Source organism: Promicromonospora sp. CA-289599, from assembly GCF_050936155.1.
GTDB lineage: Bacteria > Actinomycetota > Actinomycetes > Actinomycetales > Cellulomonadaceae > Promicromonospora.
This window is the reverse complement of the sequence record NZ_JBNJNI010000001.1, coordinates 5,708,899-5,721,766: the sequence shown is the minus strand read 5'-3', so window position 1 is coordinate 5,721,766 and position 12,868 is coordinate 5,708,899. Positions and strand designations below refer to the sequence as shown.

Genomic DNA, 12,868 nt, shown 5'->3' with positions numbered 1-12,868 from the left:
CAGGCTACGCGTCGGATGTGCGCGCGCAAGCGCACTCCGGGCAAACTGGGCGCTGATGTGCCCGATCTCACGTGCGTCCCGGCCGGTGGGAGCGGGCTCGGTGGGAACAATCGACACTAGCAGCAGGTTGAGGCCGACGTGCATGCATCTGCATGAACATCTGGAAGAGCAGCAGCACACAACCTTGGGAGCACAGGCATCATGCAGTTCGGGATCTTCAGTGTCAGCGACGTGACGACGGACCCGACCACGGGGCACACCCCGGACGACACCGAACGCGTCAAGGCGATGCTCACCATCGCCAAGCACGCCGACGAGGCGGGCCTGGACGTCTTCGCCACGGGTGAGCACCACAACCCGCCGTTCGTGGCCTCCAGCCCGACGACGATGCTCGGCTACCTGGCCGGCGTCACCAAGAACATCACCCTGTCCACCGCGACGACGCTGATCACGACCAACGACCCGGTGCGCATCGCCGAGGAGTACGCGATGCTCCAGGTCATCTCCGACGGCCGCATGGACCTCATGATGGGGCGCGGCAACACCGGCCCCGTGTACCCGTGGTTCGGGCAGGACATCCGCCAGGGCATCCCGCTCGCGATCGAGAACTACGCGCTCGTGCGGCGGCTGTGGACCGAGGACGTCGTGGACTGGGAGGGCAAGTTCCGCACCCCGTTGCAGGGCTTCACCGCCACGCCGCGGCCGCTGGACGGCGTGCCGCCCTTCGTGTGGCACGGCTCGATCCGCAGCCCCGAGATCGCCGAGCAGGCCGCCTACTACGGCGACGGGTTCCTGCACAACAACATCTTCTGGCCCATGAGCCACACCAAGCAGATGGTCCAGTTCTACCGCCAGCGGTTCGAGCACTACGGCCACGGCCGCGCCGACCAGGCGATCGTGGGCCTCGGCGGGCAGGCGTTCCTGCGCAAGAACAGCCAGGCGGCCTGGGACGAGTTCCGGCCCTACTTCGACAACGCCCCCGTCTACGGCCACGGCCCCTCCATGGAGGACTTCACGCGGGACACCCCGCTGACCGTCGGGTCGCCGCAGCAGGTCATCGACCGGTACGGCTCGTTCATCGACGACGTCGGCTACTACCAGCGTCAGCTGTTCCTCGTCGACCACGCGGGTCTGCCGCTCAAGACGGTCCTGGAGCAGATCGACCTGCTGGCCGCCGACGTCGTGCCCGAGCTGCGCAAGATCGCCGACGCGAAGCGCCCGGAGGGCGTGCCGGCGAACCCGCCCACGCACACCGAGCGGGTCGCCGCGGCGCGCGCGAAGAACGCGGCGGGGGCCACCCACGTCGGCGACGGCGGGGACGAGTACACCGGCAAGCTGGCCGAGGAAGCAGAGGAAGTCCTCTCATGACCGACTTCAGGACTGCGGGGGCGGCCCGCCGCACCGTCGCCGTCGTGCACGCCGGGCTGGGACAGCCGTCGTCCACGCGACTGCTGGCGGACCGCCTCGCCGACGCCACGGTGCGCGAGCTCGAGGCCCTCGGCCAGGACGTGACCGTCGAGGTCGTCGAGCTGCGCGACCACGGCCACGCGATCGTGGACGCGATGCTCACCGGCTTCCCCACGGGCGACCTCGCCCGCGCCATCGAGACGATCACGCGGGCCGACGCCGTCATCGCCGTCACCCCGCTGTTCACCACCACCTACTCGGGGCTCTTCAAGTCGTTCGTCGACATCCTCGACAAGGAAGCGCTCACGGGCATGCCCGTGCTGCTCGGCGCGACGGGCGGCACCCCACGCCACTCGCTCGCACTCGAGTACTCGCTGCGGCCCCTGTTCACCTACCTGCGGGCCGACGTCGTGACGACGTCGGTCTTCGCGGCCACGGACGACTGGGCGCAGGCCGCGGGCACCGGGCACGACGACGGGGGCAGCTCCCTGCCGCAGCGCATCGAACGGGCCGGCCGGTCCCTCGCCGCCCTCGTGTTCGCCCGGGGCGAGCACGCGAAGCCCGCCGACCCGTTCGCGAGCACCCCGAGCTTCCTGGACATGCTCGGCGGCGAACGAGACAGCAACTAGGCACCGTCCGCGCAGGCACCGTCCGCGCGGTGACCAGGCAGAAGCCCCGGTCGGAGAGTCTCGCCCGGGGCTTGCATGCCCCGGGCCGGGCGGGGAACATATGGGACAGCGGTCGCCGCTGGTCGTGGCCGGGACGATGGGTGAGGGAGCTGTCATGGTGGACGGTACGGAGAATCAGGTCTCGGACGGTTCGAGCGCCAACGCCCCTCAGGGACCGCACGCCCCCTACCTCGCGGCCGACACCGGACGCGTCGCCCGGATAGTGGCGGCGCTGCGCAAGGCCCACGCGGAGCAGGCGGCTGCCGGCTCGACCGCTGGTTTCACCACGGACAGGGACATGGACACGGACACCGCCGCGCTGTCCGACGCTCCCGCACCCCGCCGGGAGACCAGCGGCGTGAAGCCCGCCAAGCCGGCCGTACCCACGCTGCGCTGGAACCCCGGTGCCCGCTACCGTGCGTCGCGCCTCGCGGACCACCCCGTGGCGGACGCGCCACAGGCCGCGCCCGTCCCGGCGCCCCCGGCACCGGTACCCGCCCCGCCCGGGCCTCCAACGCTTCCGGCCGCGGGCCCGGTCCCCGCGCCGCCGGCCCTCGCCGGGCGTCTCTTCCGCGGGCCCGCCCGGCGGACCGCCGTCTTCGAGCGCGAGATCTGGTACCCCGTCACCCGGTCGTCGCACGTGCCGCGTGACGTCAGCGAGGCGCTCGTCGCCGCCGTGGAGCGCTACCGCAAGGGCTCGATCTCGACGTCGGGCCTCGTCCGCGCGATCGGCAGGGCGCACGCCGCCTGACGAGGTTCCGCCCACCGCATCGGGCCGGTCGTCGGCGTGCGGCCGCTTTTTCGCATCGCGGCAATCTCCGTGGCTCGACAGCCGTTGTTCGCCCCCGTGAGCCCTTGTCCCGTGTTCGTACAGCGGAGGAACATTCGTTGCACGAACGAGCACGCGGCACGGGCTCGTGAACCGAGTGCACCATGCGCCGCGTCCCGTCCCTCTCTTCAACGAGAGGCGCCGAACGAGGCACCTGAGGCCAGGACGGGGAGGGCAGCACCAGTGATGCGACGGCGGGCGGGGGCAGCCCTCGGCGTGATCGGCGCGATCAGCACGATCGGTCTCCTCAGCGGCTGCATGAGTGACCAGGCGGCCGTGGGTTTCACCGCACCCGAGGACTACGAGACGGTCGAGCAGCTGGTCTCGGACGCCGACGTCGTGGCCGTCGTGCAGGCGGGCGACTCGGCGGTCGACGTCGTCGACAAGGTGCCGTACACCCGCACCGAGCTGAAGCTGCGCAAGGTGCTGCTGGGCGTGGTCGCGAAGAACGCGCACCTCGCCGTCACCCAGGTCGGGTCGACGGATGCGCCGCCCGGGGCCGGGATGGCCGCCATCCTGCGGGACGGTCACGAGTACGTGGTCGTGCTGCACCGCACCGGGGCGGGTGAGTTCGAGATCGTCGGCCCCGGCGTCTGGCGCTCCGACTCACTGGGTACGAGCCTGACCCTGCACACGACGATGCTGCCCAGCGTCCCCGCGGCCATCCCGCACGTGACCACGCCGTGGGCCCTCGAGGTGGAGCTCGGCGAGGCCGCGGACTCTCTCGGCACGAGCGTGATCGGCGACCACTGAGCCTGCCCAGCCCGGCTGAGCCAGACTGGGCACATGACGCGCAGCCTCGTGCTCACCGCGGACGACGCAGGCACCGACCCCGACGCCGACCGCGAGATCGCCGCCCTGCTGGCCGGCTCACCGCTGACCGCGGTCGGCGTGATCACGGCACACGTCGAGGGCAGTCCGCCCGAGGACCCCGAGAACCCGGGTGCGGCACGTGCCGTGGACGCGTTCGCCCGTGCGGCTCCCGACGTCGCACCCGGTGTGCACGTCGTGCTTCCGGCGCCCGCGCCCGCGGGCGGCTTCGACGACGTCGCCGACCGGGTCACCGATCAGATCGACGCGCTGGCCCGGGCCACGTCCGCCGTCGGCTCGCCCCCGCCCGACCGCCTCGACTCCCATCAGGGGACGCTCTACGGGCTGCTGGGCCGCTCCTACCTCGCCGAGGCGATCGGGGTGTGCGCGCGGCGCGGCCTGGCCTTCCGCCTGCCTCGCGGTCTGGAGCTGTACGGGGACGGCGACCCCCTGCTGGCCACCGCCGTCGTGCGGGAACGGCATGCGAGCGCCGTGGCGGCGGCCGACGCCGCGGGGGTGCGCCTGCCGCGGGCCATCGCCACGCTCCGGGGCGGCGACGCGGAGGCCCGCGACTACAAGAGGCTGCGTGACCACTACCTGCGCCTGCTGGAACGGCTGCCCGAGGGCACCAGCGAGATCTTCCTGCATCCGGCTCCGGACACGCCGCGCCTGCGGGAGCTGTCGGCGGGGTGGTGGCGCAAGCGGACGTGGGAGCTGCGGCTGCTGGGCGACCCGGTTTTCATCCGGGAGGTCGAGCGGCAGGGCATCGACCTGGTCGCGCGCTGGTGAGTAGGCTCGCCGACGTGGCCACCGAGCATGTGGGGACGTCGCCGATGCGCTACGGCATCGGCATGTTCGGCACCTCGCTGCCGATCAACCTCGTCAAGGGCTCGATGCTCTACGTGTACGTGGAGCTGCTGGGCCTGGACGCCGTCGTCTACGCGGCCGTGTACGCGGTCTACGGGGTGCTCGACGCGCTGGACAACCCGCTGTTCGGGTACCTGTCGGACCGGACGCGGTCGCGGTGGGGGCGGCGTCGGCCGTACCTGGTGACCGGTGCGCTGGTGCTGGCGGTCACGACCGTCGCCCTGTTCTCCGTGCCGGGGCCGGTGGCCGACTCCGCGGTGGGGCTCGCGGTGTGGTTCGCGGTGTTCGCGATCACCACCGAGATGGCCGACTCCCTGATCAACGCGAGCTACGGCGCGCTGCTGCCCGAGCTGTTCACGCACGAGCGGCGGCGGGCGACGGCGAACGCCGTCCGGCAGGGCGCCCAGCTCATCGCGCTGGTGATCGCGCTGGCGCTGACGCCCGTCCTGGCGCGGAACGTGCTGGGCACCGAGGGCTCGACGGTCGGTTACGGGCGCCTGGCGCTGATCTTCGCCGTGGTGGCGGCAGCCGTGATCCTGTGGACGGCGTTCGGTGTGCGGGAGGACCCCGCGCTCGACGCGGAGCCGAAGCCGCTGTTCTTCCGGTCGGTCCGGCAGATCCTGTCGACGTCGCACTTCTGGACGGTCGGGATCGTGAACGCCTGCTACGGCTCCGCGATGGCGCTGGTCCTCGGCGGCCTGCAGCTGTACGTGCACCACACGCTGCAGGGCTCGGCCCTGGACGCGAGCATCCTGCAGCTGGTCGTGATCGTGGTGGCGATCGGGATGCTGAGCGTGTGGGCCGCCGTGGTCCGGCGCAAGGGCGCCGCGTGGACCTGGCGGCTCGCGCTGCCGGTGGCGGCCGTCGGGTTCATCCCGATGTACTTCGCGAACGACCTGCTCACGGGAATCCTGGCCGGGCTCGCGGTCGCCGTCGGCTACTCGGGTGTGCTCGCGACGAACGACCTGGTCATCGCCCGCGTGCTCGACGCCGACGCCGCCCGCCACGGCACGCACCGTAGCGGCCTCTTCCTGGCGTCGTTCGGGGTGCTGGGGCGGCTCAACGGCCTGGTGACCGCTGGAGCGCTGGCCTCGCTGGCGCTGTGGTTCGGCTACCGCTCCGGCACGGACCCCGGGCCCGACCCGGGGCAGGCGTTCCGCGTCTACCTGTCCCTGTACCCGTTCGCGCTGCTCGTGATCGGTACGACGGTGTCGCGGTTCATCAGGCTGCCCGGGGCCCCGGAGGAGACAGGCTCGGCGGAGGCCGGACCTGAGGAGACGGGTTCTCTGTCAGGGCCGGAGCCGGTCACGCGCTGATCGCCAGCAGCGTGCGGTCGGGCGCCTCCAGCCGGTAGGGCCCGGGCTCGGACGGCGCAGGGAGGACCACCCGGTCGCCGCGCACCCGACGACGCCGGCCGGACGCGTCCACCAGCACCGTGCCGTCCGCGTCGACGGCCACCAGATCGTCGCCCACCCGCACCAGAACGGGCTCGCCCGGCCCGGGGAAGCGGCTGATGGCGGTCCGCCCGTGCCGGACGGCGTCCAGGATCGCACCCGGCGTGCGGTCCTCGGCGGCTACCCACGTGGTGGGCGTGCCGGGCGGGAAACCCTGGTCGGGCGTGTGGAAGTCGCTGCCGCCCAGCAGGACGGGCCTGTCGAGCTCCCCTGCGGCGCCGGGTGCTCCGCCCGCCGCCCGCAGGTAGGCCCAGGGGCCCGTTGCCGTCAGGTCGAGGAACCACGAGATGTGCCACAGCTCGAGAAATCCGGTCCGCACGGGATGGAGCCACCCGCAGTCGTCCTGCACGGGGTGGTTCACGGACAGCAGGCCGCCGCGCCCCTCGACGTCGGACAGCCACCGCGCCGCCGGACGCCGGAAGTCCACCCAGCCGATGTCGCCGAACGCGTTCGCATGGCCCGCATGCGTGGTCACCTCCTGGCCCGACAGGAGGCAGACGTCGTACGCGGCGCCCACGCCCGGCAGGTGCGCGTGGTGGGAGACGGTGTTGTGGTCGGTCACCGCGAGGAAGTCCAGGCCCCGGGCCGCTGCGGCCGCCGTGAGCTGGGCGATGCTCAGCGTCCCGTCCGAGTGCGTGGTGTGCGCGTGCAGGTCGCCCGCGAACCAGGTCAGGCCGTCCGGCGCCGGCAGGTCCCGACCGAGGCGGGTGCGGCCGGTCGCTGCCCGGGATCCTGCGCTGCCGCCCGACGGCGGGGGCGGGGCGGGCGGCTCGTCCTCGACCGCGCCGGCGTCGACCCCCGTGGCGATCGTGACGGTGACGTCGACGGGTTCGGCCGGCAGCCCGTGCAGACCGAGGACCACCGCCCACCGGCCGGGAACCAGCTCACCGGGCTCGTACCCGGGGGTCGCGGCACCCGGCGTGATCACGAAGCGGGACCGGGCGCCGCCCGACCACCCGCGCCAGCGTTCCGGATCGCGGCAGCCCAGGTCGATCACCGCGGCATCCCGGTCGTAGGCGAGGGTGACCTCCAGTGCCTCGACGGCGCGCCCCGCCGGGATGTCGAACGGCACCTCGAGGTACCGGTCCTCGATCTGGTCGTCGATCGACAGCCGCAGACGGCGCTCCTCGCTGGTCACGTCTTGAGCGTAAGCCGTGCTCCGGCGTGTTCCGCGAGCGCCGCCGCGATCTGTTGTGCCTCGGACAGCGGGACGTGTCCGAGCCGCGCGGCATCAGCGTCAGCCCGGACGGCGCACTCTGGGCGGCCGATCTGGCTCATGCGGCCCTGGGCCACGCACCGCGCAGCTCTATTCGATGACCGTGGCGGTTGGTGAACGTCCATCGGCCGGGCTGATCCGGGTTCGCGCCTGCTTCCCAGGCCATCGTGATCCCGGTGGTGTCCACCAGCGTGTGGTGATGCCAGCACAACAGCGCCGAGTTCGCGACGGAGGTCTCCCCGCCGTCGGCCCAGTGCCGTAGCGCGTGGTGCACCTCGCACCGGCTCGGGGGCTGATCGCACCCGGGGTAGACACAATGCTGGTCCCGCGCGATCACCGCCTTGCGCATCTGGCCCGTCACCGTGCGTTGTGCACGACCGACGTCGATAGCGGTCCCGTCCGCGCCGAACACGACCCGCGTGATCTCCGCGTCACACGTCAGCCGGCGCAGGAGGTCGCGCGGGACGACGCTGCCCGTCGCCGACGCACCCATGAACGTCGCGGGCTGGGCCGTCAAGGACGTCAGGTCTCCGGGACGGAGCCCGCCGGTGCCCGTGCGTGCGGCGGCTCGGTCCGTGTGCCGGATCAGCTCTGTCAGCGAGACCGTGACGTGGACGTGCGGCCGCACCGCGGCACCCGTGCCGACGCGCCCGTTGTCCAGCACGTCCCGGGCGACGTCGGCAAGTGCCTGCGCGCGACGTTGCGTCGGCGTGCGGTCGTCGCCCGGTGTCGGAGCGCCCATCATCGAGCCGAGCACCGTCGCGAGCAGCTGCCCGTGCTCGTCCGTCAGGAACCCGTTGACGTGCCAGCCACCGAAGGTCGGGGAGACCTCCAGGTGCTCCCGCTCGGTCGCTTGCCGGTACCCACGGTCGTCCGCGTCCGGATCGACGACCTGCCCGAACCGCTTCAGCACCCGACGGAACCGCGACGGGTCACACGCGCCCGCCAGGCCGGTCAGATATTCCTCGCCGGTGATCGGCGGGGGAGCGGGGACGCCGTCCTCGGTCGATCCGTCCTCGCCCGATCCGTCAACGCCCGGCCCGGCGGAGTCCGACCCCACCGAATCCTGGTCCGCCGGTTCGGTGGTCGCTTCGTCGCCGGTGGGCGCATCGGGAACGTCACCGGCCGGCACGCTCGGCACCACGACTGGCTCCACGGTGGGCGGCAGATCATCCGGCTCGATCGGCGCGGCGAGCGCGGCCCTGCGGGCGTCGCTGGTCGGAGCCACGTCCACCAGTGCGCGGACGTGGTCGGCGCCGATGCCGCCCGCGAGCGCCGTTGTGCGGGTGGAGGGTAGGTGGTCGCGGAGCGCTCGGCCGGTCCGGGTCTCACGCTTCGCGGTGGTCGTGCTGACGTTCTCCGTCCGTGCCAGCCAGGCCGAGAAGTTTCGTGCGCCGGTTGTCTGCCACGGAAGCTCCGCCTCGATGACGGGTAGCCAGGTGAGCCGGAGGGTGTCGAGCCGCGTACCGAGTGCGCGGAGGCGGGGTGCGGCGGACGCGAGACGGGAGACCGCGACTCCGCCTGTCGTCGCGTGCCCGCCGACACCGGCCACCGCGTCGGGACCGGCTGACTCGACGAGCTCGTCGGCCAGGGACTCCAGGTCGGTCAGTGTCTCTTCGAAGGCGCGGGCCTCGGGCTCCTGACCGGACGGAGGCGGGGACGTGAATGCCATGGTGCTCCGCCTCCTTCCTGAGTCTCTTGCGGTTCCCGGTGCGGGTACCTCACCCTTCAACCCTATCGAACGTGTGTACGCATGGCGCGCGCTGTTTGAAATCCGTGGATAACTTTTTCAGCTGCGTTGAGATGGCGTGAGCCGTCAGGAGACCGGGTGCTGCTCCACGTAGTGCGGGTTGTACATGACCCCGAGGATGTTCCCGAACGGGTCCACCACGGACGCGGTGACGAAGCCGATGTCGCCGCGCGAGGTGATCGGCTGGAACTCGGTGGCGCCCAGCTCAAGCAGGTGCGCCATCGTGCCCTCCAGGTCGTCGACGTGCCAGTACATGAGTGCGCCGCCCGGCGCGGAGGGCAGGCCGGGCGGCGCGAAGGCCCGGCTGACGAGGCCGAGCTCTGCCTCGCTGTCGCCGATCCGGAACTCGGCGTAGGCGAGCGCCCCGTCCGGGCCGGGGCGCTGGAAGTACGGCTCCACCCCGAGCAGCTCGGTGTACCAGGCCGCGGCCGCGGTGACGTCGTCGGCCCAGTAGTTGATGGTGGCAAATCCGCGAAGGTTCATCAGGCCATCACAGCACCACCCACTGACACTCGTGCCCGCCGCTGGGCAGGGGCGCGGACGTCACTACCTACCGATCAGCTGCCCGCCCTCTCGGCAGGAACAGGCGACGAGATCGCCGCGGACGTCGCCGCCTCCAGCGCCTCCCGCAGCCCGGCCGCCATCCCCTCTGCCTGAGCCCGCGCTGCGATCGCCGCCACACGGGCCTGCTCCGCCTCCGCCGCCTGTTCTTGTGCCGACGCCAGAGCGTCACGCGACGCGGACAGATCGCCCTCCAGCCGGGCGACCGACGCCTCTGCCAGGGCGCGGGCCGTCTCGGCCGTCGCCTGGTCCCGGTGTGCCTGAGCGGCTTCGGTCCGCGCGATCTCGAGTGCCCCACGTACATCGGCCAGCGATTCCCGCAGCCCGACGGCGGCGCCCTCCGCCTGCGCACGGGCCGCCTCGGCGTCGGACCGTGCGCGCTCGGCCGCGGTCGTGGCGGCTCGCTCCTGTGTGAGCTCGTCCCGTGCGGTGTCGAGCGCCTCTCGCAGTGCGGCCAGGTCGCCCTCCAGGCGGGCCGACGTCGCCACGGCGTCCGCCCGCTCCTTCTCCACCGCTGCGCGATCCTCCTCGGCGGACCGTGCCTGCTCGCGCGCCGACTCCAGGACCGCACGGAACTGCGCGAGCTCCGCGTCCGCCTCGTCCACGCGCGCGGCCAGGGCGTCCGCCTCGCCGACGACGGCGGTCAGCGCCTCGTCCTGTGCGGCGGCCGCGGCCTCGTGCTCGGACCGGGCCACCTCGACCGCGGCGCCCCACAGCGCGTCGACGCCACGGTCCACCAGCGCGGCAACCGCCGCCGGCAGCTCGGGGAGGGTCTGCCGCGCTTCGCTCTCCGCGGCCTTGCTGTCTCGCCACTCCCGCAGGTACTTCGTCGCCGCGGCGTTGGAGCAGCCCGCGCGCTCTCGCACGTTCGTCACCGTGACGGCAGCACCCTCCGCCGTCAGCGCCTCGGCAGCCTGGAAGACGCGTTCTTTGTCCCGCACGTTGTTCCCCGATCCGTCAGTCATTCCGGCCCACAGTTTCGCACTCGTAGTAGTACGAGTAGTGGCGCAATACTACTACTACTTCTCGACCCACAAAGTACGCACCCGCTTTCCTGAAGCGGGTGCGTACTGGACCCGAGAACGGCTAAATATCAACGATCAGCGCCCGTTCTGAGAGCTCAAGAAGCGGCGTCAAGAGCACATAGTGAGCACCGGATGCCGTGACTCCGCGCTGTGGAACGAGCGCTCCGTCGCCACCGGCGCACCGAGCTCCGCAGGATCTGCCGAGGCCGCGTTGGACGGCGAGCGCTCAGCGCTCTTCCGCGTCCCTGACGAACACGATGCCGTCGGCGGCCGCGAGCTGCGCCGGGTCGAGCGGGGCGTACCCGAACCAGGGGGACACGCGGGCGTCCGGCAGGTGCTCTCCGAGCGAGGCCGCCAGCCGGCCGGCGTCGACCAGGTAGTGATCCCCGGGCAGTGCGTACAGCAGGCCTTCCACGCTGCCCGACGGCGGAGCGTCCACACCCTGGTGCCGGATGGTGCCGACGGCCGTGGCCAGGAAGGCGTATCCCGCACCGAGCTCCGCGTCGACGAGCGCCCCGGCGCCCCACCACTCCAGCCTCGGGTGGTCCCACATGCGCATGGTGCTCTGGTTTCGCTGCAGGTGGCTGTTGTGGGCGCTCACCAGCACCGGTCCACGTTCGGCCAGTGCGAGCAGGTTGGCGGCGATCATCGCGTCCCGCACACCGAGCAGCCAGGTCATGCGGCCCGGGGAGGTGTCCGCCATCCAGAAGTGGTAGCGCAGCAGGCCCGTCGCGGTACGCCCGTACAGGCGGGCCCGTTCCCACTCGTCCGGTGTGGACGCGGCGATCAGCCCGGGTGCGTGCGCCACGAGCAGCGCCACGAGGTCGTCAGCGATGAGCCGCAGCTCCCGCGCCTGGGCCGACTGCCCCACGGAACGGGACGGGTCGATCATGGCGGCGGGTTCGGTCCACCGGTCGTCCGGGCCGATCAGGCTGTCGAGGGCGTCGCCGGAGCAGGGGAGCAGGCCCGTGCCCAGCCGCTCCGCCAGGAATCCGTGCAGCGTGGTCAGGGTCTGTCGTGGGCTCGCGGCGCCCGTGATCTCCAGCGGGCCGTCGACGCCCGCGAACCGGACCTGGTCGGACGCCGGCCGGCCCGCGTTGAAGGACCGCATCCAGCGCACCAGCTCGCGGTTGCCGGGGAACGCACCCCACTCGTGACTGAAGCCGTGTGTCATCACGTCGTCGAGCTCGTCCTCAGCAGAGGCGTCGTCGAGACCGGTGACGTAGTCGTCCACGAGCAGGCCCATCAGGCAGTCGCTCTCCAGGGCGATGGTCCGATAACCCTCCTGCTCGACGAGCTGCCGGAAGAGCTCGTTGCGCACGGCGTGCAGGGCGCCCTCGCCGTGGGTGGGTTCACCCAGCGCGAGGATGCGCGGGCGGGCCGGGAGCAGCCCCATGACGGCTGCGGAGTCGACGGGACGGATGGTCTCTTTGAGGTCGGTCGCCATTCCTTCAAAGGTATCGTTGACGCCTCGGTTGAGACTTGCCCTCGAATCTGGAGTGCGGATGGGCCCAAAGCTTCAAAGCGATGTTCGGCTCAGGCCGATCGACCTGGCACGTGAGCACGGCCTGTCCACCCAGGCGATCAGGAACTACGAGGATGCGGGCATACTCCCGGCCGCCGTCCGCACGCCGAGCGGATACCGCACCTACACCCCGCTGCACGCGCGTGCGCTGCGCGCCTTCCTCGCCCTGGTTCCGGGCCACGGCCACCGGACTGCGGCGACGATCATGCGAGCGGTGAACGACGGCGACACCGCCTACGCGCTCCGTCTCGTCGACGAGAGCCACGTCCAGCTCCTGGACGACCGCCGGACGCTCCGGGCAGTCGAGAGCGCCTTGCGCGACCTCGATCCCGCCGGCACGAAGACGGGCACAGAGACGGGCGCGGAGACCGGCACCACGCCCGCACCCCGCACCGGGCCGCGCGAGACGTTCATCGGCCCGCTCGCCGCACAGCTCCGGATCCGGCCCGCGACGCTGCGCACCTGGGAGCGCGCAGGCCTGGTGCGCCCGCGCCGCGACCCGCAGACCGGCTACCGCGTCTACGACGAGGCAGCCGTGCGAGATGCCAGGCTGACCCACCAGCTCCGCCGCGGCGGCTACCTCCTGGAGCAGATCGCCCCGCTGATCGCCCAGGTGCGCTCCGCCGGCGGGCTCGAGCCCCTCGAAGCCACGCTGCACGGCTGGAACGCCCGGCTGACCGCGCGCGGTCGGGCGATGCTGACCGGCGCCGCCGCGCTGGAGGCGTACCTCCAGCGCACCTGACGAGACCGAGGTAG

General features: G+C 72.2%; 12 protein-coding genes. 7 read left to right on the top strand and 5 right to left on the bottom strand.

From position 1 onward, the window contains the following. Positions 1 to 201: 201 nt before the first annotated feature. The 6 genes from ACQEVI_RS25480 to ACQEVI_RS25455 all read left to right on the top strand — a co-directional run bounded on the left by ACQEVI_RS25480 (position 202) and on the right by ACQEVI_RS25455 (position 5,897). Positions 202 to 1,368 carry an LLM class flavin-dependent oxidoreductase gene (locus ACQEVI_RS25480; RefSeq protein ID WP_432904639.1) on the top strand — a complete coding sequence of 389 codons (1,167 nt, stop codon included), beginning with the start codon at positions 202 to 204 and terminating at the stop codon, positions 1,366 to 1,368. Then, entirely contained in the window at positions 1,365 to 2,036 is a 672-nt protein-coding gene (locus tag ACQEVI_RS25475) for an FMN reductase (protein WP_432904636.1), read from the top strand. Before ACQEVI_RS25480 ends, ACQEVI_RS25475 begins: the two co-directional genes overlap by 4 nt. 154 nt (positions 2,037 to 2,190) lie before the next feature. Then, positions 2,191 to 2,826 carry a hypothetical protein gene (locus ACQEVI_RS25470; RefSeq protein ID WP_432904633.1) on the top strand — a complete coding sequence of 212 codons (636 nt, stop codon included), beginning with the start codon at positions 2,191 to 2,193 and terminating at the stop codon, positions 2,824 to 2,826. 261 nt (positions 2,827 to 3,087) lie between these two features. Further along, positions 3,088 to 3,657, top strand: a complete 570-nt coding sequence (locus ACQEVI_RS25465; RefSeq protein WP_432904630.1) for a hypothetical protein — start codon at positions 3,088 to 3,090, stop codon at positions 3,655 to 3,657. A 33-nt stretch (positions 3,658 to 3,690) separates the two neighbouring features. Next, the gene (locus ACQEVI_RS25460; RefSeq protein WP_432904627.1) at positions 3,691 to 4,503 is read left to right on the top strand and encodes a ChbG/HpnK family deacetylase; all 813 of its coding nucleotides are present in this window, start codon (positions 3,691 to 3,693) and stop codon (positions 4,501 to 4,503) included. A 14-nt stretch (positions 4,504 to 4,517) separates the two neighbouring features. Next, entirely contained in the window at positions 4,518 to 5,897 is a 1,380-nt protein-coding gene (locus tag ACQEVI_RS25455) for an MFS transporter (protein ID WP_432904624.1), read from the top strand. Here the strand turns inward: ACQEVI_RS25455 and ACQEVI_RS25450 are convergent. From ACQEVI_RS25450 to ACQEVI_RS25430, 5 genes are all read right to left on the bottom strand, one after another. Next, positions 5,887 to 7,173 (bottom strand): CehA/McbA family metallohydrolase, encoded by a 1,287-nt coding sequence (locus ACQEVI_RS25450; RefSeq protein ID WP_432904621.1) that lies wholly within the window; start codon positions 7,171 to 7,173, stop codon positions 5,887 to 5,889. The genes ACQEVI_RS25455 and ACQEVI_RS25450 overlap by 11 nt on opposite strands. A gap of 136 nt (positions 7,174 to 7,309) precedes the next feature. Next, the gene (locus ACQEVI_RS25445; RefSeq protein WP_432904618.1) at positions 7,310 to 8,923 is read right to left on the bottom strand and encodes a DUF222 domain-containing protein; all 1,614 of its coding nucleotides are present in this window, start codon (positions 8,921 to 8,923) and stop codon (positions 7,310 to 7,312) included. Positions 8,924 to 9,067: 144 nt separating this feature from the next. Continuing rightward, positions 9,068 to 9,484, bottom strand: coding sequence for a VOC family protein (locus tag ACQEVI_RS25440; RefSeq protein ID WP_432904615.1), 417 nt, complete (start codon positions 9,482 to 9,484; stop codon positions 9,068 to 9,070). A 74-nt stretch (positions 9,485 to 9,558) separates the two neighbouring features. Then, complete coding sequence (locus tag ACQEVI_RS25435) at positions 9,559 to 10,527, bottom strand: DNA-binding protein (protein ID WP_432904612.1); 969 nt, start codon at positions 10,525 to 10,527, stop codon at positions 9,559 to 9,561. A gap of 286 nt (positions 10,528 to 10,813) precedes the next feature. Continuing rightward, positions 10,814 to 12,034 carry an erythromycin esterase family protein gene (locus ACQEVI_RS25430; RefSeq protein WP_432904609.1) on the bottom strand — a complete coding sequence of 407 codons (1,221 nt, stop codon included), beginning with the start codon at positions 12,032 to 12,034 and terminating at the stop codon, positions 10,814 to 10,816. Positions 12,035 to 12,092: 58 nt separating this feature from the next. On the opposite strand from ACQEVI_RS25430, the gene ACQEVI_RS25425 reads away from it, so the two are divergent. After that, positions 12,093 to 12,854 carry a TioE family transcriptional regulator gene (locus ACQEVI_RS25425; RefSeq protein ID WP_432904606.1) on the top strand — a complete coding sequence of 254 codons (762 nt, stop codon included), beginning with the start codon at positions 12,093 to 12,095 and terminating at the stop codon, positions 12,852 to 12,854. The last annotated feature ends 14 nt before the right edge of the window (positions 12,855 to 12,868 follow it).